Origin of the sequence: Hyalangium gracile (genome assembly GCF_020103725.1) — a bacterium.
GTDB lineage: Bacteria > Myxococcota > Myxococcia > Myxococcales > Myxococcaceae > Hyalangium > Hyalangium gracile.
This window is the reverse complement of record NZ_JAHXBG010000028.1, coordinates 32732-51386: the sequence shown is the minus strand read 5'-3', so window position 1 is coordinate 51386 and position 18655 is coordinate 32732. Positions and strand designations below refer to the sequence as shown.

17 protein-coding genes are annotated in these 18655 nt (G+C 69.5%); 10 read left to right on the top strand and 7 right to left on the bottom strand.

From position 1 onward, the window contains the following. The first annotated feature begins 10 nt into the window (after positions 1 to 10). Both KY572_RS38440 and KY572_RS38435 read left to right on the top strand, forming a co-directional pair. Positions 11 to 673, top strand: a complete 663-nt coding sequence (locus tag KY572_RS38440; protein WP_224248702.1) for a hypothetical protein — start codon at positions 11 to 13, stop codon at positions 671 to 673. 46 nt (positions 674 to 719) lie between these two features. Further along, entirely contained in the window at positions 720 to 845 is a 126-nt protein-coding gene (locus KY572_RS38435; protein WP_224248701.1) for an SIR2 family protein, read from the top strand. Between the two features lie 15 nt (positions 846 to 860). Here KY572_RS38435 and KY572_RS38430 read toward each other — a convergent pair whose 3' ends face one another. Together KY572_RS38430 and fruA are read right to left on the bottom strand one after the other, a co-directional pair. Continuing rightward, positions 861 to 1988, bottom strand: coding sequence for a tetratricopeptide repeat protein (locus KY572_RS38430; RefSeq protein WP_224248700.1), 1128 nt, complete (start codon positions 1986 to 1988; stop codon positions 861 to 863). Positions 1989 to 2132: 144 nt separating this feature from the next. After that, the gene (gene fruA, locus KY572_RS38425; RefSeq protein ID WP_224248699.1) at positions 2133 to 2822 is read right to left on the bottom strand and encodes a response regulator transcription factor FruA; all 690 of its coding nucleotides are present in this window, start codon (positions 2820 to 2822) and stop codon (positions 2133 to 2135) included. A gap of 260 nt (positions 2823 to 3082) precedes the next feature. Here fruA and KY572_RS38420 point away from each other — a divergent pair, with 260 nt between their 5' ends. Together KY572_RS38420 and KY572_RS38415 are read left to right on the top strand one after the other, a co-directional pair. Then, positions 3083 to 3856 (top strand): RDD family protein, encoded by a 774-nt coding sequence (locus KY572_RS38420; RefSeq protein ID WP_224248698.1) that lies wholly within the window; start codon positions 3083 to 3085, stop codon positions 3854 to 3856. A 1-nt stretch (position 3857) separates the two neighbouring features. After that, entirely contained in the window at positions 3858 to 4865 is a 1008-nt protein-coding gene (locus tag KY572_RS38415; RefSeq protein WP_224248697.1) for a stage II sporulation protein M, read from the top strand. Here KY572_RS38415 and KY572_RS38410 read toward each other — a convergent pair. Then, entirely contained in the window at positions 4784 to 5302 is a 519-nt protein-coding gene (locus KY572_RS38410) for a J domain-containing protein (RefSeq protein ID WP_224248696.1), read from the bottom strand. The genes KY572_RS38415 and KY572_RS38410 overlap by 82 nt on opposite strands. Positions 5303 to 5461: 159 nt before the next feature. On the opposite strand from KY572_RS38410, the gene KY572_RS38405 reads away from it, so the two are divergent. The 6 genes from KY572_RS38405 (at position 5462) to KY572_RS38380 (ending at position 9932) form a co-directional block, all read left to right on the top strand. After that, entirely contained in the window at positions 5462 to 5968 is a 507-nt protein-coding gene (locus KY572_RS38405; protein ID WP_224248695.1) for a HEAT repeat domain-containing protein, read from the top strand. A 24-nt stretch (positions 5969 to 5992) separates the two neighbouring features. Beyond that, positions 5993 to 6826, top strand: coding sequence for a pyrroline-5-carboxylate reductase (gene proC / locus KY572_RS38400; RefSeq protein ID WP_224248694.1), 834 nt, complete (start codon positions 5993 to 5995; stop codon positions 6824 to 6826). A gap of 334 nt (positions 6827 to 7160) precedes the next feature. Further along, positions 7161 to 7688 (top strand): DivIVA domain-containing protein, encoded by a 528-nt coding sequence (locus KY572_RS38395; RefSeq protein WP_224248693.1) that lies wholly within the window; start codon positions 7161 to 7163, stop codon positions 7686 to 7688. Positions 7689 to 7691: 3 nt separating this feature from the next. Continuing rightward, entirely contained in the window at positions 7692 to 7991 is a 300-nt protein-coding gene (locus KY572_RS38390; RefSeq protein ID WP_224248692.1) for a DUF167 domain-containing protein, read from the top strand. Further along, positions 7988 to 9130 (top strand): peptidase MA family metallohydrolase, encoded by a 1143-nt coding sequence (locus tag KY572_RS38385; protein WP_224248691.1) that lies wholly within the window; start codon positions 7988 to 7990, stop codon positions 9128 to 9130. Before KY572_RS38390 ends, KY572_RS38385 begins: the two co-directional genes overlap by 4 nt. 283 nt (positions 9131 to 9413) lie before the next feature. Next, complete coding sequence (locus KY572_RS38380) at positions 9414 to 9932, top strand: hypothetical protein (RefSeq protein ID WP_224248690.1); 519 nt, start codon at positions 9414 to 9416, stop codon at positions 9930 to 9932. 282 nt (positions 9933 to 10214) lie between these two features. On the opposite strand, the gene polA is transcribed toward KY572_RS38380, so the two are convergent. The 4 genes from polA to KY572_RS38360 form a co-directional block, all read right to left on the bottom strand. Further along, positions 10215 to 12926, bottom strand: a complete 2712-nt coding sequence (gene polA / locus KY572_RS38375) for a DNA polymerase I (RefSeq protein WP_224248689.1) — start codon at positions 12924 to 12926, stop codon at positions 10215 to 10217. Positions 12927 to 13009: 83 nt separating this feature from the next. Next, a complete protein-coding gene (locus KY572_RS38370) occupies positions 13010 to 15241 on the bottom strand; it encodes an FHA domain-containing protein (protein ID WP_224248688.1) in 2232 nt (743 codons plus the stop codon). Positions 15242 to 15248: 7 nt separating this feature from the next. After that, entirely contained in the window at positions 15249 to 17054 is a 1806-nt protein-coding gene (locus KY572_RS38365; protein WP_224248687.1) for an ATPase, T2SS/T4P/T4SS family, read from the bottom strand. A 141-nt stretch (positions 17055 to 17195) separates the two neighbouring features. Continuing rightward, positions 17196 to 18647 carry a type II and III secretion system protein family protein gene (locus KY572_RS38360; RefSeq protein WP_224248686.1) on the bottom strand — a complete coding sequence of 484 codons (1452 nt, stop codon included), beginning with the start codon at positions 18645 to 18647 and terminating at the stop codon, positions 17196 to 17198. Positions 18648 to 18655: the final 8 nt, after the last annotated feature.

The window sequence follows — 18655 nt, the reverse complement described above, 5'->3', positions numbered from 1 at the left end:
CACTCCGCCCATGCCCGACATGCTGGCCATCATCAGCAAGGCGGTCTTCGAGAAGGAGGCGACTGGCCGCAAGCCCGGCGACGTCCTTCCGCTCGACCGGTACCGCAGCGCCAGTCGCAACCTCGATCCGCTCAAGTCCGGGGGCCGCCTCTTCCTGGTCACCGTGCGTCCACCCAAGGAGGCGCTCTGGCTGGTGGCGGTGCTCGAGGGGTTGAAGTTCCAGGAGGACGAGTGGCGCGCCAATGCCAACCGCGTCCCCATCACCGACATCACCGCGCTCATCCCGCGCATCCGCTTCGAGTCGGGCAAGGGCATCAGCGCGGCGAAGGGCGCCCTGGGCATGTCGCTCCAGACGCCCCGAGCCCTGTCCGCCGAGGACGTCACCCTGCTGCTCCAGGCCAGCGGCGCTGCGGCGGGCGCGGCCCCCCAGGCTCCGGCCCAGGCTGGCCCCGTCAACCTCACCGCCCACGAGCCCGAGTCGAAGCTACCGTGCCTGTGCAAGCGCTGCTTCCCTCAGGCTCCCGAGCGCGCCAGCGCGGGAGGCATGGAGTTCATCCGCTCGAAGGTCGAGACGGACAATCGGGTCCTCCACTACTGGATGCCCACGGAGTTGCTGCCGCGGGCCCCCGAGGTCTCCAAGTCGGTGCTCGGCGCCCTGCTCGCCCGTCTCTGAACGCCCCGCCTCCATTGCCGTCCACACGTCCCCTTCTGGAGGGCCGATGGCCCGGCCGGACACCATCGTCCTCACGGAGAGCTCGTTCTTCCAGCGCATCGCCCTGGAGTCGCCCGTGGATCAGCGCCTGCGCCAGGCGTATGCGGTGCTGCGCCAGAAGCTGGGCCTGTAGCCTCCCTCCCAGCCCTCAGAGGCTCAGCGAGCGCACGGGCAGCAGCACGTGCTCGAGGACGTAGGCCTTCAGCCGCTCCCGATCGGCGTCATCCAGCGTGAGCGTGTACTGGGGGTGGACGCGGGTGGCCAGCTCGAAGAGGACCAGCTCCGTCACCATCCCGTCCTCGATGACGGCCATCAGCCGATCCAGGGAGGGATCCATGTTCTGCGTCGCGTCCGCGTTCTCGCTCTGCGTCACGTGGACCATGGCCGTCGACACCAGGCACTCGGTCTCCTCGATCGAGGAGAAGTGGCGCTCGGTGGTCCCCGTCATCTCCTCCCGGTGCGAGGGCTCTCCGATCCACAGCGCCTTGCAGTTGGCGAAGGCCAGCCACGCGGCGCCGTAGTCCGGATCGAACTCGATCATCACATCGTTGCCCTCCTCGTGCGCGAAGCCTCGCGGCACCAGGATGTCGCCCTGCAGCGCCATGCCCAGCCCCCGGTTCTCCCGGAAGAACTGTCGGAGCACCGGGTTGCGAGGGTTCAGCACCAGCGACGAGGCGAAGGCGTCCCGGGCTTCCGCCAGCCGTCCCAGCCTCGCGAGCGCGCTGCCCTGGAAGTAGTAGAGCCGATAGTCATACGGGTTGAGCTCCGTGGCCTTCCGATAGTCGACCAGCGCCGCCTCCGGGTCGCCGCCAAAGAGCCTCGCGTCCCCCAGGTAGGCCCGCGCCAGGTAGCAGTCGGGGCACGCCTCGACCGCCTGCGCATAGAGCTTCGCCGCCTCCGCGTAGCGGCGGTCCCGGAAGTGCACCTCGCCCTGGTTGACCAGCTCCTGCGCCTTCGGGTTCTCCGGCCACTCCTGGATGACGCGCTGTCCGCCCTCGACCACCACGCGGGGAGCCGTCACCGGCTCGACGCGCTGGGGCCAGAGCTGGTCCGCCCAGCCTCCCGGCGGTGAGTCCTTCGGCTCCAGGCGGTACTGCACCTTCGACTCCTCCAGCCGCTTCATCACGTCCGCGGGAGAGAGGAAGTCGGGATGCCCGGTGGAACCCGGGCGCGGGGCCTCCGAGGCCGACTCCGTGGAGCCCGTGGGAGCACGCTTGGGCGCCGAGGCACAGCCGATACCGAGGACGCAGCCGATGAGCACGAGGGAGCGGAGCAAGACGCGACGCCTTTCCATGGAGAGAGCCCGAGCATATGTGCCTGGACTCCTCCCGTCCCACGCGCCAGCCAGGCCGCCACCCGGGATTCAAGTGGCGGCGGGCCTGGGCAGCGCCCCCTCCATCAGGCAGGAGGGGGCGGTACCTCAGAGGTCCGCCGGTGGGCGTACCCCCAGGTGACAGGCGCGCAGCGCCAGCTGCGTCCGGTTCTCCGCGCCCAGCTTCCGGTAGAGCTGCGTCACGTGGGACTTCACCGTGCGCTCGGCGATCTGCAGGTGCGCGGAGATCTTCAGGTTGTCCGCGCCTCCCGCCACGTACGAGAGCACCTCGCGCTCCCGCTGCGTGAGCGTGTGCAGCACGCTCGAGGGCTGCGTCACGGCGGGCGGCTGCTCGAAGTCGTTGCGCAGGAGCTGGACGGGGAACAGGCGCTCGCCCTTCACGAGCCCCTGGATGGCATTGGCCACCGAGGGCACGCCCAGGCCGACCCGGAAGAGATACCCCGAGGCGCCCTCGTCGAAGCACTGGGAGATGATCTCCGGCGCGTTGACCGAGGACAGCATCAACATGCGGACCTCCAGCCTGCGCTTCCGGGCCTCGCGCAACAGGCCGAGCCCCTCTGTCACCGAGCACCCTTCCGCGGTATCTCCGTCCGGCTCCACGTCCAGGATGGCCACCTGCGGTGGATCTGTCCCCAAGCTGTCCAGGAGCGCTCGGACATCCCGCGCCACGGACATGACTTGCAAACCCTCTCCTCGAAGTCCATCAGCCAGCCCCTTGTAGGCGGACCACGGCCCCTCGAGAACGGACACACGTACAGCGATCTGATTGGTTGCCATGCGAAGCCCCCCAGCTGTCATGGCGTGCTGCCTGGTTTTTTGTACGGCTGCTTCACTGGCCCCTACTACGACCAGCTTGCAAGGAAAATTACCACCAAACGCCCCTCCTTCGCGAACCGCCCCGGGGCGGAGTGTCAAGTGGGCACGTCTGCAACCGGAGTCCAGGGGTTTCGGACGTTGGGGCTTGATTTTTGTCCAGGGAGGGACAGGTCCTTCTGTCCGAAGGACAGCGGTCCGGGCCAGCGTATGCTGAGGAGCCCATGGCCTCCGCCTCCTCGCCCAGCCTGGATGTCGCCACCCCCGAGCGCGTTGCCCTCACCCTGCCGGTGGCAGGAATTGGCTACCGCTGCCTGGCCTGGCTCGTCGACGCCACGCTGCTCTTCTTCTTCTGGGTCACCGCCTACTTCATCTTCTCGCTGCTCGTGTCGGACGTGCTGGGCGTCTTCCAGGGGCTGTCTGGGTTTGCGCAGACAGTGCTGGCGGTGGGATTCTTCGCCACGCAGTGGCTGTACTGGACGCTCGCCGAGGTCTTCTTCCATGGGCAGACACCGGGCAAGCGGCTGCTGCGCATCCGCGTGGTGCGGGTGGATGGCTCGCCCATCGGCGTCTACGAGAGCGCCGTGCGCAACCTGCTGCGCGCCGTGGACTTCCTCCCCGCGTTCTATGCGGTGGGCACGCTGAGCATGCTCTTCACCCGGCAGCACCGCCGGCTGGGGGATCTGCTGGCCGGCACGGTGCTGGTGCGAGAGGAGCGCTTCGATCTGGGCAAGTACACGGCTGCCGCCCAGGCCTCGGCGCAGGCCCTCCCGACGGTGCTCCCCGCCGGCGCGGGGCCGCTGGCGTCCGAGGAGGTGGAGCTGATCCTCGCCTTCCTGGAGCGCGCGAAGTGGCTGGAGCCGGACGCGCGGCGGCAGCTGGGCACCCGCATGGTGGAGCGCCTGGGCGGGCTGGCCGAGGAGGAGCGCGCCGCCGTGCTCGCCTCGACCCAGGCCACCGAGGAGTTCCTCCGGGCCCGCGCCCAGGCGGTGCGCTGACATGGCCGAGTCCCTCCCCGCCTTCGTCGGCCGGCGGCGCCCGGACTGGGAGGCGCTGCAGGAGCTGCTCGCCCGTCAGCGCGCGGGCACCGTGCGCCTGGAGGAGCTGCGCCGGCTGGACACGCTCTACCGCCGCGCCGCCGCGGACCTGGCCCATGCGCAGACGTTCTACCCGGGCACGGACGCGCACCGCTTCCTCAACCAGCTGTGCGGCCAGGGCTACGCCGCCATCTACCAGCCCCCCCGAGATCGCTGGCTCGCCGTGCGGGACTTCTTCCGCCGCGAGTTCCCCGCCACCCTGCGCGCGGAGGGGCGCTTCGTCGCCGTGAGCGCCAGCCTCTTCATCCTGGGGCTGCTGCTGGGGGCGCTCGTGGTGCTGCTGGAGCCGCGCGGCGCGGAGCTGCTCGTGCCTCAGGGCGTGCGGGACCACGTGGCGGCCGGGAGGATGTGGACCGACGACATCCTCTCCGTGGCCCCGCCCAACGCGGTGTCCTCGGGCATCGCCACCAACAACCTCACCGTCGTCATCTTCACCTTCGCCTCGGGCATCCTCCTGGGCCTGGGCACGGTGTTCACCCTGGTAAACAACGGGGTGCAGATCGGCGCCATCTCCGCGCTGTGCGCGCGCGAGGGCCTGGGGCTCAAGCTGCTGGACTTCGTCTCCGCGCACGGCCCGGTGGAGCTGTCCATCATCACCATCGCCGGGGGCGCGGGGCTCATCGTCGGTCAGGCCTTGATCGATCCGGGCGAGCTGCCGCGCGCTCAGGCGCTGGCGCTGCGCGGCAAGGTGGCCGTGAAGCTGGTGCTGGGCTGCGCGCCCTTCCTGGCCGCCATCGCCATGGTGGAGGGCTTCATCTCTCCGGGCAGCCTCTTCCCCACCGCGCTCAAGGCCCTGCTGGGCCTGACGCTGGGGGGGCTGTTCTGGGCCTACCTGCTGCGGGCCGGCAGGGACGCCTCGCTGTCCTCCACCAGCTTGCGCTGGGCCATGGCCTCCTCGCGCTTGCGCTGACGGTGGCGCAGGATTCGCTCGTAGGCCTCATTGAGCTCGCGCATCTTCTCCACCGAGCCGCCCCGGTCCGGGTGCCGCTCCATCGCCAGCTCGCGGTAGCGCGTGCGCACCACCTCCGGGGAGTCCAGCGGCGACACGCCCAGCACGTGGTACGGGTCCTGCTCCTCCAGCGCCGCCAGCCACCGCTCCAGCCGATCCTTCACCTGGATGAAGTTCGCGTCCTCGGCGGAGGTGTCCTTCACCGGGTGCGTGCGCAGCTTGGCGTCCGACTTGAAGATGTCCGTGTAGGTGCTCGACACCCACCGGTGGCAGGAGCCGCAGCGGAAGTACTTCACCCGCCGGCCGCTCCCCTCGTGCAGCGTCATCCTCACGCCGCAGTGGGTGCACTCGACCTCGACGTTGTCCAGCGTCTGCCAGTTCACTGCCACCGAACTCATGGCTGCTCGTCGCTCCTGTAGGCGCCACATGCCTGTAGCACCGACACAGTCCCACGATCGGAGATCCCGTCAAGAAAACTGCCGCCACTCTGCACGGGCGGCGCCCCAATCCAGCGGTTTTCCGGTAAGAACCGGGCCTCCCCTTCCCCGAGGCATGCCATGCGTCCCCTGCTGCTCGCCGGCCTTCTGCTGACCGCCCCCGCCGCCCTGGCCCAGGGTGCGGCGTCGGCGCCGGGTTCGACCGAGCCCGCCGCGGCCCCCGTGAGCCCGGACGTGGCGCTGCTGCGCGGCATCCTGTGGACGACGGAGCCGGCGCCCGAGGAGATCCGCGCCATCGCCATCGAGGACCTGGCGCTGCTGGGAGACCCGCGCGCCCTGGGCCCGCTGTCCGCGCTGCTGTGGGATCCCAACCCGCGCATCCAGTCGGCCGCCGTGCGCGCCGTGGCCCTCTTCCAGCACCCTCGCGCCGAGGAGATCCTCATCGGCGTGGTGCGCAGCACGCGCCTGCCGGATGCGGTGAAGCTCCAGGCGCTGGATGGGCTGCTCTACCAGCGCACGCCCACTGCCCGCGCCGCCATCGAGGGCGCCTCGCGCGATCCCCGCCTGCCCTACGCCATCCAGTCCGCCGCGCTGAACGTCGCGGCGCGCTGGGGCGCGGCGAAGTGAAGCCCTGAGTCCAGGAATCCGAACATGCTCGAACGCACCATCGCCTTCCTCGGCACCGGCAACATGGCCGAGGCCATCCTCAAGGGTCTGCTTCGCGCCGGCACCGCGCGTCCGGAGGGCATCATCGCCACCGGCCGCCGGACCGAGCGCCTGGAGGAGCTCAAGCGCCTCTACGGCGTGCGCACCACCCAGGACAACGTGGCCGCCGCGCGCGAGGCGGACATCATCATCCTCTCGGTGAAGCCGCAGGCCATGGACAAGCTGGTCGTCCAGGTGGCGCCCGCGCTGGACCACCGCAAGCTCATCATCTCCGTGGCCGCGGGCGTGCCCATCGCGGCGCTGGAGCGGCGGCTGGGCGCCGGGGCGCGCATCATCCGCACCATGCCCAACACGCCGTCCCTGGTGGGCGCGGGGGCCTGCGCCCTGGCTCGGGGCGAGCACGCCAGCGAGGAGGACCTGGCCGTGGCCAGCCGCATCTTCCAGGCGGTGGGCACCACCACGGTGGTGGAGGAGAACCTGCTGGACGCCGTCACCGGCCTGTCCGGCAGCGGCCCGGCCTATGTGTTCCTGGTCATCGAGGCGCTCTCGGACGCGGGCGTGAAGGTGGGCTTGCCGCGCTACACCGCGCTCAAGCTCGCCGCCCAGACGGTGCTCGGCAGTGCCCAGCTCCTCATCGAGACGAATGCCCACCCCGGCCAGCTCAAGGACCAGGTGACGAGCCCCGGCGGCACGGCGATCGCGGGTCTTCATACCCTGGAGGCAGGCGGACTGAGGACGACGTTGATCAACGCCGTGGAGGCCGCCACGCGCCGCGCCAAGGAACTGGGTGAGCAGTTCCTCGAGAAGTCGGAGCGGTGAGCCGCGCTCATCCCTTTCGGGAGGCAACGAACGGCCACATCCCCCGCGTCCGGTCCGCCCTCGCGCCGGGCGCACTTTGTCCGAACTGGTCTGCTTGTCATACCAGTTCGCGAACGGTCCGCGCACAGGGCGCCTGGCCTCAGCGATGCGCAGTTCGTACAGGATGGCATCACCAGGTCGTCGCGCTCCCGGCTTGGGAATTCCACTTCGGCGGTAACCTGTGACAACCACCCAGGCAGCCAGCCAGGCTCGAACGCCCGCGCGCGGATCCGCGGGCGGGCGACCAGGTGAGCACTTCCTGGAGAAGTCCCTGCGCTGACCTATACTCGGGGCCATGAAGATCACCCCGCTCGACATCCGGCAGAAGCGGTTCGACACCGCCCTCCGCGGGTTCTCCCGCCGCGAGGTAGAGGCCTACCTGGAGTTGCTCGCCGGCGAGTTCGAAGAGGTGGTGAAGGAGAACATCGCCCTCAAGGAGGAGTCCAAGCGCGCCCAGCTCCGGATCGAGCAGTACCAGGAGCGCGAGCGCACCCTCCAGGAGACGATGGTCACCGCCCAGAAGATCAGCGAGGACCTCAAGGCCGCCGCCAAGAAGGAGGCCGAGATCATCATCGCGGACGCCGAGCACCAGGCCGAGAAGATCGTCCACGGCGCCCACCAGAAGCTGGTGCAGGTCGTCGAGGACATCAACGAGCTCAAGCGCCAGCGCACCCAGTTCGAGTCCCAGGTGCGCTCCGTGGTGGAGGCCCACCGCAAGCTGCTCGAGACGTTCGCCGCCCCCTCCTTCGCCGACCGCGACTACGCCCGCATCGAGGACAACGTGGCCTACCTGTCCCAGAAGAAGGCCAACAGCGGCGAGTAGTCCGTGGCACCTCCCTGGCTCAAGGCCGTGCCGGATGGCGTGGAGCTGGCGGTGCTCGTCCAGCCTCGCGCCTCGCGCACCCGCGTGGTGGGCGAGCACGACGGCCTGCTCAAGGTCCAGCTCGCGGCGCCTCCCGTCGATGGCGAGGCCAATGCCGCCCTGGTGGAGTTCCTGGGCAAGCTCCTCGGGGTTCCACGGAGGCAGGTGGAGCTCCTCGCGGGTGACGCGTCGCGTCGCAAGCGAATCGTCATTCACGGAGTTGATGCCACCGTGGTGGAGGCTGTTATCTCTGGGGGAACGTGAACCCCCTCCGGCGCCTGCTGCTGCTCCTCTTCCTGCTCCTGGTCTCGCCCCTGGCGGAGGCCGTGGAGCCTCCTCCGAGCGCCCACGGACTGGCGGAGCCCGCGCTGGTCCCCACCCCGCGCCCTGACATCGTCGAGGACGAGCTCGTCACCCCGCGCTTCCGCATCCTCTACACGCACGGCTCCAAGGGCTCGGCCCAGGCGCTGGCGGAGCGGATCGAGGCGGTGCGGGACTCCTTCGTGAAGGTGCTCGGCCGCGACTGGCAGGGCCGGACGGAGATCCGCATCGGCCGCGATCGCAAGGAGTACGAGGCCCTGGCACTGCCGGGTGGCGCGCCGCCCAGGTGGGCGGTGGCGCTGGCATACCCCACGCACAACATCATCCTCCTGGACGCACGGACCCTGTTCGAGCCCGAGGGCGCCACCACGCTGCGGCACGAGCTGGCGCACGTGGCGCTGGGGCAGTTCGCCAAGGGCTGGCCGCGCTGGTTCCAGGAGGGCCTGGCCCAGCACCTCGCGGGCGAGCGCCTCGTCGTCACGCACTACGCCGCGCTCTTCCGCGCGGTGACGCAGCAGAACGTGCTCCACTTCGAGGATCTGTCCGACAGCTGGCCGGACATGCCCGCGGACGTGGAGGTGGCCTATGCCCAGAGCGCGGACTTCGTGGCGTACCTGGCCGGCCGGCACGGGCCGGGGGCGATGAACCAGCTCATCGACGGCATGGCCAGGGGCGAGCCGTTCCAGATGGCCTTCGGCAAGGCCTTCCGCTCCTCGCTGGACGTGGAGGAGGCCCACTGGCGCGAGGGGCTGTCCACGCGCTTCGGCTGGCTGCCGCTGACCACGAGCATGCAGCTGGTGTGGCTGCTGGCCCCGGCGCTCTGCGTGGTGGCCTATGTCCGCCGCCGCCGGCAGCAGGCCGCACGCCTGGAGGCCATGTCCGCGGAGGAGGCCGCCGAGGACGCCGCGCTTCGCGTGCTGGCCGCCGAGGCCGCGCAGCAGGGCTTGCCCCCGCCTCCCGCCGAGCCCGCCCTCCCGGAGTGGGCCGAGCAGCCGCCCCCGCCGGAGGAGCCGCGAGACTTCGTGGAGGATGACGGCGAGCACGGCCCCCGCACGCCTCCGCCCAAGCCCACGCTGCACTGAGGGGCGCTGGACGAAGGGCACCCAGGGCAGCAACCCATGTGCCCCGGATCCGCTCACAGCCCCACAGTGGCAGTGCCTACCTCAGATGACACGGGCCGGGCAGTAGGAATGGGCGTGCCCACGCCCATCCTTTCGGAACCCCAACCGGAGAAATTACGGCTCCACCCCCTCCCCTCCGCGCGAGGGTGCTGTCCAAAGGGCTGATTTCCTTGAGCCCGAGCCGTTTGCGAGCGCTGGCCAGCGCTTTGCTTTGTCCCCCGGCGTGACGCGGAGGACACCAGAGATGACAGAGCGTGCGAAGCGAGCTGCCGGAGTGGCTCGGGTCTTCACCCACCAGCCGGACAGGCTCGCCGCGGCGTGGCGGCGGGTTCGGTGCACCGGGGGCAATCAGCTCCACCCGCCGCAGAGCCTGCTGGATGGACTGGTAGAGCCTTTCATCCGCGAGCTGGGCCTGAGCCTCGCCGGGGAGAAGTCGAGCCCCTGGAGCCGCACCCGCGCGGTGCTGCGCCTGTCGCCGGATCGCGGCGCCCGAGGCCTCTATGACGAGTTCGCCGTCCTGCGGCGCTGCCTGGTGGACGCCGTGGAGGTGCTCGGCGGCGGAGACCCGGAGCGCGCGGTGATCAACCGCAGCCTGGACGAGGCCGTGGATTCAGCGGTGGCGCTGCTGCAGCGCCTCAAGGACACCGGGGCCGAGGAGCCTCGCGTGCCGTTCGGAGGGTTGGTGGTGGAGTGGTTCGAGCGTCCCTCGGAGCCCCGGGTGCAACAGCCCGGCACCGAGTCTGCTCGCGCCGCGCTTCACTGAGGGAGTGCCGACCCGTCCGGCTTGATGCTTCCCCAAAGGGAGCGTCCGAGGGCCGGCGGTGGATGGGGGCGTGTCACGGGGCTTGGGGGTCTTCGTGACACGAAACGGGGGGCGTGTTCCCGGCAATGGGGGCCGGTGAGCTAGCCAGAGGGCCGCTTGGGACGCGTGGATGGGGGTCCGCGCGCCTCGTCGGTCGGACGGGTCGGCCGTGTTTTTGGGGAGGGGGACGCGGGGGGAGCGCCGTCGGGGGTCGGCGCTTCTCCCGCGTATTTTTTTGGTCGCTCAGTGGGCGTCCGCCCACGTCTTCCCCGCGCCCACGTCCACCTTGAGCGGCACCTTGAGCGTGGCCACCTGCGACATGCAGCGGCGCGCCAGCTCCTTCACCTGCTCCACCTCGGCGTCCGGCGCCTCGAAGAGCAACTCGTCGTGCACCTGGAGCAGCATCACCGTGCGCAGCTGCTCCTTCGTGAGCGCCTCGTCCACCGCCAGCATGGCCTTCTTGATGAGGTCCGCCGCGGTGCCCTGGATGGGCATGTTGATCGCGGCGCGCTCGGCGGCCTGGGCCACCTGGCGGTTGCGCGAGAGCAGATCCGCCATCAGCCGGCGCCGGCCGAACATCGTCTCCACGTAGCCGGTGCGCCGCGCCTGGGCGACGGTGTCCTCCAGGTAGCGGCGGATGCCGGCGTAGCGGGTGAAGTAGCGCTCGATGATGTCACGCGCCTCCTCCACATGGATGCCCAGGCGCGTGGACAGGCCGTGCGGCGACAGGCCGTAGGCGATGCCGAAGTTCACCGTCTTCGCCACCCGGCGCTGATCGCGATCCACCTTGTCCGGCGTGGTGCCGAAGATCTCCGCCGCGGTGCGGCTGTGGATGTCCTCGTCATGCTGGAAGGCGTCGATGAGGACGGGATCCTCGGCGATGTGGGCCAGCAGCCGCAGCTCCACCTGGCTGTAGTCCGCGGAGACGAGCTGGTGGCCCGGCTCGGCCACGAAGGCGCGGCGGATCTCCCGGCCCAGGTCCGTGCGCACGGGGATGTTCTGCAGGTTCGGATCCGACGAGGACAGCCGCCCGGTGGCGGTGGCCGCCTGGTGGTAGGTGGTGTGGATGCGCCCGTCCTTCGCCACCAGGCCCGGCAGCGTGTCCAGGTACGTGCTCTTGAGCTTGGACAGCGAGCGGTACTCGAGGATGGCGCCGGGCAGCGGGTGCTGCTCGGACAGCTTCTCCAGCACCTCCTGATCGGTGGAGGGCCCCGTCTTGCCCTTCTTGAGCACGGGCAGCTTGAGCTTCTCGTAGAGCACCTGCGCCAGCTGCGGGTTGGAGCCGACGTTGAACTCCTCGCCGGCCAGCTGGTGGATGTTCTTCACCCGGGACTCGCACTCGGCGTCCACCTTGGCGGAGATCGTCTGGAACACGGAGGTGTCCAGCTTCACGCCCCGCTGCTCCATCCGCGCGATCACCGGCAGCAGCGGCAGCTCCAGCTCGCGCGCCAGCTTCGCCATGCCCGCCTCCTCCAGCTCCTTCCAGAGCGTGGGGGCCAGCCGCCGGGCCGCGTCCGCGCGGGACGCGTACGCCTGCGCCACCTCCTCCGGCACATGGTCCGCCAGCGCCCTGCCCTTCTTGCCCGCCGTGGAGGCTGGCAGCTCGGGCAGCTCCGTGCTCAGCCGCTCGCGGGACAGGTCCGCCAGCGCGTGCTCCCGGCGCGAGGGGTTGAGCAGGTAGCTGAGCAGCTCCACGTCGTCATGAGCCCCGCGCAGCGTCATCCCGCCGCCGGCGAGCACCAGCGCGGCCGCCTTGAGATCGTGCCCGCCCTTCTTCACCGCCGCGTCCTCGATGAGCGAGCGCATCACGGTGGTGAAGGTGGCCGGAGGCACCTGGCGGGCGCCGAGCTGCTGGTGGCGCAGGGGCACGTAGGCCGTGCGCCCGTCCGGCAGCGCCAGCCCCAGGCCCACCAGCGGCGCGGTGAAGGGAGCCCCCTCGTAGGCCGGCACCAGGAAGAGCGAGCCCGCCGCGCGCGCGGCGTCCGCGAAGGCCTTCAGCTCCTCCTCGGTGGTGAGGAGCGCGGCGGGTGTGGCGGAGGCCGCGGGCACGGGCGCCTCGGCGGGCTTGGGCGCGGCGGCGGTGTCCGTGGGCAGGTCGGCCACCAGCCGGTAGAACTCCAGCTCCGTGAAGAGCTGCTTGGCCTTGTCCGTGTGGATGGGGCGCCGGGCCAGCTCCGGGATGGTGATCTTCAGATCCAGGTCCGTCTTGAACGTGACGAGCTGCCGGGCCATCAGCAGCGAGTCCCGGTGCGAGGCCAGCGCCTCGCGGATCTTCGGCTTCTTCACCTCGTCCAGCCGGGCCAGCAGCGTGTCCACGTCGCCGAACTGCTGGATGAGCTCGGTGGCCGTCTTGGGGCCGATGCCGGGCACCTTGGGCACGTTGTCCACCGCGTCGCCCACCAGCGCCAGGTAGTCGCGCATCTGCCTGGGCTCGATGCCCAGCTTCGCCTTCACCTCCGCCGGGCCGGTGTGCACGTCCTTCATCGGATCGAAGAGGCGCACGTCCTCGTCGACGATCTGGATGAAGTCCTTGTCGCCCGTCACCACCTCGACGCAGAAGCCCTCCTCCTTGGCGCGCCTGGCCAGGGTGCCGATGACGTCATCCGCCTCCCAGCCGGCCACCTCGAGCACGGGCACGTTGAGCGCCTCCACCACCTTGCGGATGAGCTCGAACTGGGGCACCAGATCCTCGGGCGGGCCCTCGCGGTTGGCCTTGTAGTTGGGATCGATCTTCTGGCGCTCGGTGCGGCTCTCCTTGTCGAAGGCCAGCGCCAGGTGCGTGGGCTGCAGATCCTTGATGGCCTTGAGCAGCATCCGCGTGAAGCCCAGCACGGCGTTGGTGGGCACCCCCTTGCTCGTGGAGAGCGGAGGAATGGCGTGGTAGGCGCGGAAGATGAAGCTCGAGGCGTCGATCAGGGTGAGACGGGGCGCGGAGCCCGTGGAGCTCGGGACCATGCCCCGGCCTTAGCGCGCCTGTCCGGCCCTGTCCACGCCCCTCACAGGCGCCGCGGCGGGCGCCTGGGGCCCTGCCCGGGCAGCTACTTGCAGCCGCCCTCCTCGCGCTTCTTGGCCACCTTCTCCTCGAGCCCGTCGCCCGGCACCGCCCACTCGAGCACCTCGGCCAGATCCTCGCAGCGGCCCGCGGAGGAGAACAGCCGGGTGCCCTGCGTGGAGCACACGTTGCTCAGCACGCGGATGAGGTCCGTGTTGCCCTTGTAGAAGCGGAAGCCGACCTTCCAGATCCGGCACGCCCGGCGCTGATCCTCGCGCTTGGCCCAGTCGCGGCCGTGGTTGTAGGCCTTGTCGGCGATGTCCTGCTGGATGCTGCGCCGGTAGAAGGACGGGGCGCGCTCCCACAGCTCGCCCATGACGCGCTTGTCCACCTCCAGCGCCTCGTCGAACGGCTCGGCGGCCTTCTCCACGTCGTTCGTCGCCAGCAGCGAGGAGCCCGTCTTGAAGAGGTTGTCCACGGCGCCCACGTCCTGGAGCAGCAGGTCCACCTGCCCGTGCAGCGAGGCCAGCTCGTAGTTGGAGCGCACCTTCTGCAGCTTGGCGAAGGCCTCGTTGCCGCGCCCGGCCCAGTAGTCGACCATGGCCGCGGCCATGTAGGCGTTGGGGTAGCGCTCCTTGAACATCTTCTTCACCATCCCCTCGGGGCCCTCGACCACCTCCTTGGCGCCGAAGTCCGTCACCGGGCACTTCCAGGGCTCCATCTGCGGATCCAGCCGCTTGCGCGCCTGGAGGAACTGGACGAAGAGCTTGTCCTTCGGGCGCCACTGCTTCTTGCCGATCCGCCCTTCCAGCGAGAGGGTGAAGCCCAGCGGCGGCTCCAGCTCCTCGCGCTCCACGCCCTGGCACCAGAAGCCCATGTAGCGATCGCAGCGTGGCACCGCCGCGGCCCACTGGTTGTCGTTCAGGTAGCGCTTGCAGTCATCCAGCGCCTTCTTCTTCACCTGCTCCATCGCCTCGTCGACCTTGATCTTGGCGCGGCGGAAGTACTGGCTCTCCTTGGGAATCTTCCGCAGCAGATCCAGCGCTTCATCCTCCTTGAGGCGCTGGAGCAGCTTGGAGCCCTGCGTGAAGTACTCGGAGGCCTCCTTCTCCAGCTTGATGCGCTTGATGAGGGTGTTGGCCTCGCTGTTGATGGGATCGATGTTGAGCGCCTTGTCGCAGGCGGCCTCGGCCTTGCCCCACTGGGGCTCGTTGCCCAGCTCCATGGATGCGAAGGAGCGGCACTCGTTGAGGAACTCCTGGAGCTGCGCCTGGGGATCCACCTGCGGCCCCTGCGCGCCGACGAGCTCCGGCGGTGGCGCCGGCGAGGCGGTGAGCTGCTTGACGACGCCCGCCACCAGCAGGACGCCGACCGCCGCGGCCGCCACCACGAGCAGCTTCTTGCGCTTGTCGGCGGGCGGAGCGTCGCTCGGATCGCCGCCCTTGCCCCGAGCCGGCGCCGCGCCCTTCTCGCCCCGGCGCGACGGAGCGCTGCTGGCCTCGTCACCCGACTCGAACACCACCTCCACCATGCCGAACTGGATGATGTCGCCCGGGGAGATCTCCACCGGCTCCTGGCCGAGCCGCTCGCCGTTGAGGAGCGTGCCGTTGGCGCTGCCCAGATCGCGCAGGAGCACCGTCCCGCGCGCGTTGCGCTCCAGCTCCGCGTGCTTGCGGCTGATCGAGTCGTCCTCCAGCAGCACGGCGGCCGGCGGCGCGCGGCCCACCATCACCTTGCCCTTGAGGGGATATGTCTTGTTCGCCCAGGGGCCCGTCAGGCCGCGGAGCACCGGCCCCGCGCCCGCGGCCGGAGCCTCCGCCGGGGCCGGGCGCTCGCGCCTGGCCAGCGACGAGCCCGGAGGCCGCGCCGGCTTGACGCTGGGCAGCGCGCGGGTGGCCCTGGGAGCCCCCTCCTCGGAGCCCAGCCCGGGCGCCGAGGCACCGGAGCGCGGGGGCCTGCCGCGAGCCCCGGCCATGGAGGTGTTCGCACGCGCGCTGCCCTTGAGCTTCAGCGCGTAGTCGCCCAGCACCACCTGGGACTGGGGCGTGAGGACGGTGGGCCCCTCGATGCGCTCCTCGTCCACGTAGGTGCCGTTGGCGCTGCCGAGATCCTCCAGCACCACCTTGCCGCCCTCGACGTAGAGCCTGGCGTGCTGGCGAGAGACGCCGCCCTCGCTGAGGATCAGATCGTTGCCATCCTGGCGGCCAATCTTCAGCTCGCCAGTGAGCTCGTGCTCGGTTTCGCTGCCGTCGGGATGACGGACGACCAGGGTAGGCATGGCGGCGCTAGTCCTCGCGGAAGATGCTCATGTTCACGGGGATGCCCTTGCGCTGCAGGTCATCGTAGAACTTGGGCACGAAGCCGGAGGCCACGAAGCGCCCGCGCACCTTGTTGTCTTCCGTGAAGCCGTCCTGCTTGTAATAGAAGATGTCCTGCAGGGTCACGATGTCGACCTCCATGCCGGACACCTCGGTGATGAAGCAGATCTTCCGCGTGCCGTCCGAGAAGCGCGTCTGCTGCACGATCATGTGAACGGCGCTGGCGATCTGCTCGCGGATGGCCTTCACCGGCAGCTCCATGCCGGACATGAGCACCATCGTCTCCAGCCGGGCGATGGCGTCGCGCGGCGTGTTGGCGTGCAGCGTGGTGAGCGAGCCGTCGTGGCCCGTGTTCATCGCCTGGAGCATGTCCAGCGTCTCGCCGGAGCGGCACTCGCCCACGACGATGCGGTCGGGCCGCATGCGCAGGCAGTTCTTCACCAGATCGCGGATGGTGATGGCGCCCTTGCCCTCCAGGTTGGGCGGGCGGCTCTCCAGCTGCACCCAGTGCTCCTGGGGCAGCTGCAGCTCGGCGGCGTCCTCCACGGTGATGATGCGCTCACCCTCGGGGATGAACGAGCTGATGATGTTCAGCGTCGTCGTCTTCCCGGAGCCCGTGCCGCCGGAGATGACGATGTTCTTGCGCGCCCGAACGCACATCTCCAGGAACTCGGCCATCTGCGCGGTGATGGTCTTGAACTTGATCAAGTCCTGGATCTTCAGCGCGTCCTTCTTGAACTTGCGGATGGTGATGCACGGGCCCTTGAGCGCCAGCGGCGGGATGATGGCGTTGACGCGGCTGCCGTCCTTGAGGCGCGCGTCCACCAGCGGGCTGGACTCGTCGATGCGCCGGCCGATGGGCGCCACGATGCGCTCGATGACGCCGAGCACCGCCTGGTTGGAGGAGAACGTCTTCTCCGACAGCGTCAGCTGGCCACGCTGCTCGATGTAGATCTGGTTGGCGTGGTTCACCATGATCTCGCTGATCTCCTCCGACGCGAGGAACGCCTCGAGGGGCCCCAGCCCCAGCGCCTCGTTGATGACGTCGGTGAGCAGCTCCTCCCGGTCCACGTCCTCCGGGAGCTCCTGGTCCGCGTCCATCTGGTCGATGATGTCGCGGATGGCCTTCTCGGTCCTGCGCCACAGCTCCTCGTCGCCGAGCCGGTCCATGTCCATGCGGCGCAGGTCGAGGTACTCGATCAGCCGGTCATGGATCTCCTTCTGCAGCCGGGTGTAGCGCTCGATGCGCGGATCCACCTTGCGCTTGTTGCGGCGCAGGGCGGCGGCGAGCGACGCCGGCATGTTCTTCTTGGAGTTCTCCACCTCCGCGGGCGCCTGCTGGGCGCGCACCGGCATGGGCGCGGGCGGGGGCGGCTCCTCCTCGTAGGGCTCCTCCTCGTAGGGCTCCTCGCCCTCGTAGCCCTCGTCGTAGCCCTCCTCGGGAGGCGGCTCCTCCTCGGCCCCCGCGTCACCGCCAGCGTCCTCCAGCGGCTCCACGTTGATGATGTAGTCGCCGATGAAGACCTTGTCCGTGGGCTTGAGCACCTGCGGCCCGGCAATCTTCTTGCCGTTCACGAAGGTGCCGTTGGTGGACTTCATGTCCAGGACAATGAACTTGCCGTCCTTCTCAACGATCTTCGAGTGGTACTTGGAGACGTTGCCCTTGGCGAGGACGATGTCGTTCCCGGCGAGGCGGCCGATGGTGATCTCGTTCTTCTCGAACTCGATCTGCTCCGTGCCGCCACCCTTCTCGGCAAGCGTGACTAGAAACATGGGGGCGGATGGTACCAAGCACCCTCCCAGGCTCAAAGAGGGTGGCTCGGGTTTCGCAAGGGGTGGAAATGGCGAGGCCGGCGCCCGCCTCCGAGTGGAGACGAGGCCGGCCCCAGGCCGAGCAGGCAGCCGCGTGCGCGCTCAGTCGAAGATGTTGAAATTCACCTCGCTGCGTGCCTGCTTGTAGCGGCTCTTCACGTCCTCGATGATCGTCCGGATCTTGTCCGAGTCCGGGTTGACGATGCGCGGGGTGACGAAGATGACCAGCTCGCGCTTGGTCGAGTCGAACGCGCGGTTCTTGAAGAGCTCGCCCACGATGGGGATGTGGCCCAGGCCGGGCAGCTTGGACACGGCCTTCTGCTCGTCGTGGCTGAACACGCCGGACAGGACGATCGTCTCGCCGTGGCGCACGGTGACGTTCGTCTTCACCTTGCGGGTGCGGAAGCCGGGGATGGAGGCCGAACCGCCGAAGGACACCGCCACCGAGGTGTCGATCTCCGAGGCCTCCGCCTCGATCTCCGTCTGGATGTTGCCGTTGCGGTCCGCGGTGGGGCGCAGGTTGAGGATGACGCCGTAGGGCTTGAACTCCACCGAGAACTGGTTGTTGGTGATGAGCGGGATGGGCACCTGGCCGCCGGCGAGGAACTCCGCCTTCTCACCGCTGGCGCACACCAGCTTCGGCTGGGCCAGCAGTCGGCCGTAGCCGTCGTTGGCCTGGAAGCCCACGGACAGCTCCGAGCTCGCGCTGACCGTCGCGTTGCCCGAGGCCGAGCCGAAGGTGCCCGGGTACAGGTCCTGCGCGAAGTTGGCGCCGGCCGTCACGTTGCCGGAGATGTCCGTGGGGTAGCGGATGCCGTACCGGTCCCGGCTGTTGCGGCGGATCTCCACGAACTGCACCTCGGAGAGGATCATCCGCTTGATGCCCACCACCAGCAGGTTCTCCACCTTCTCGCCGATGGCCTTGGTGATGAGCTCCGCCTTCTGCAGGTCCTGCTGGCTCTCCACAGAGCCCTCCAGGAAGATGGTGGCGCCCACCACGTTGGCCTGCACGTTGCGCAGGCCCGCCTTCTGGAAGGCCGCGTTGAGGTTCTGCGCCACCAGCTTCTTGGCGTTGGGCGCGATCTTCACGAAGCTCTTCACGTTCGGGTAGAGCGACACCACCTGGTCGATGCGGTCCGCGTCCTGCGTGGTGTAGGCCTGACCGTCCAGGTAGATGCGGTCACCCACCATGCGCACGGACACGCCTTCGATCTCGCCGAGCAGCTTCTTGATCTCGGTGATGATCTCGCTGGGGTCCTGGCGGCGCACGGCGATCAGGTAGCTGACGCGCTGGCCGTTGCTCTTCCAGATGAGGAGCGTCGTCTTGCCCTCGTTCTGACCGGTGATCAGAATCTGGCTGTTCGAGAGGTTCTTCACCTCGGCGACGCTCGCATCGCCCAGGGCGATCTTGGTGATGCCTGGGACGGTGATCACCTTCTGGGTGCCCACGCCCAGGGCGATGGTGCTGCCCTCCTGGGCCAGGGCGGAGCCGCCTACGGAGAGCGCCAGGAAGACGCCAAGCGCGGCGGCGTGGTGCGTGAAGCGTGTGAACATCGTGCGGA

Bases quoted from the DNA above. Each gene is read 5' to 3' on its own strand.
- KY572_RS38440 (WP_224248702.1), top strand. From the start codon at position 11: ATGCCCGACATGCTGGCCATCATCAGCAAGGCGGTCTTCGAGAAGGAG.
- KY572_RS38435 (WP_224248701.1), top strand. From the start codon at position 720: ATGGCCCGGCCGGACACCATCGTCCTCACGGAGAGCTCGTTCTTCCAG.
- fruA (WP_224248699.1), bottom strand. From the start codon at position 2,822: ATGGCAACCAATCAGATCGCTGTACGTGTGTCCGTTCTCGAGGGGCCG.
- KY572_RS38420 (WP_224248698.1), top strand. From the start codon at position 3,083: ATGGCCTCCGCCTCCTCGCCCAGCCTGGATGTCGCCACCCCCGAGCGC.
- KY572_RS38415 (WP_224248697.1), top strand. From the start codon at position 3,858: ATGGCCGAGTCCCTCCCCGCCTTCGTCGGCCGGCGGCGCCCGGACTGG.
- KY572_RS38410 (WP_224248696.1), bottom strand. From the start codon at position 5,302: ATGAGTTCGGTGGCAGTGAACTGGCAGACGCTGGACAACGTCGAGGTC.
- KY572_RS38405 (WP_224248695.1), top strand. From the start codon at position 5,462: ATGCGTCCCCTGCTGCTCGCCGGCCTTCTGCTGACCGCCCCCGCCGCC.
- proC (WP_224248694.1), top strand. From the start codon at position 5,993: ATGCTCGAACGCACCATCGCCTTCCTCGGCACCGGCAACATGGCCGAG.
- KY572_RS38395 (WP_224248693.1), top strand. From the start codon at position 7,161: ATGAAGATCACCCCGCTCGACATCCGGCAGAAGCGGTTCGACACCGCC.
- KY572_RS38380 (WP_224248690.1), top strand. From the start codon at position 9,414: ATGACAGAGCGTGCGAAGCGAGCTGCCGGAGTGGCTCGGGTCTTCACC.
- polA (WP_224248689.1), bottom strand. From the start codon at position 12,926: ATGGTCCCGAGCTCCACGGGCTCCGCGCCCCGTCTCACCCTGATCGAC.
- KY572_RS38370 (WP_224248688.1), bottom strand. From the start codon at position 15,241: ATGCCTACCCTGGTCGTCCGTCATCCCGACGGCAGCGAAACCGAGCAC.
- KY572_RS38365 (WP_224248687.1), bottom strand. From the start codon at position 17,054: ATGTTTCTAGTCACGCTTGCCGAGAAGGGTGGCGGCACGGAGCAGATC.
- KY572_RS38360 (WP_224248686.1), bottom strand. From the start codon at position 18,647: ATGTTCACACGCTTCACGCACCACGCCGCCGCGCTTGGCGTCTTCCTG.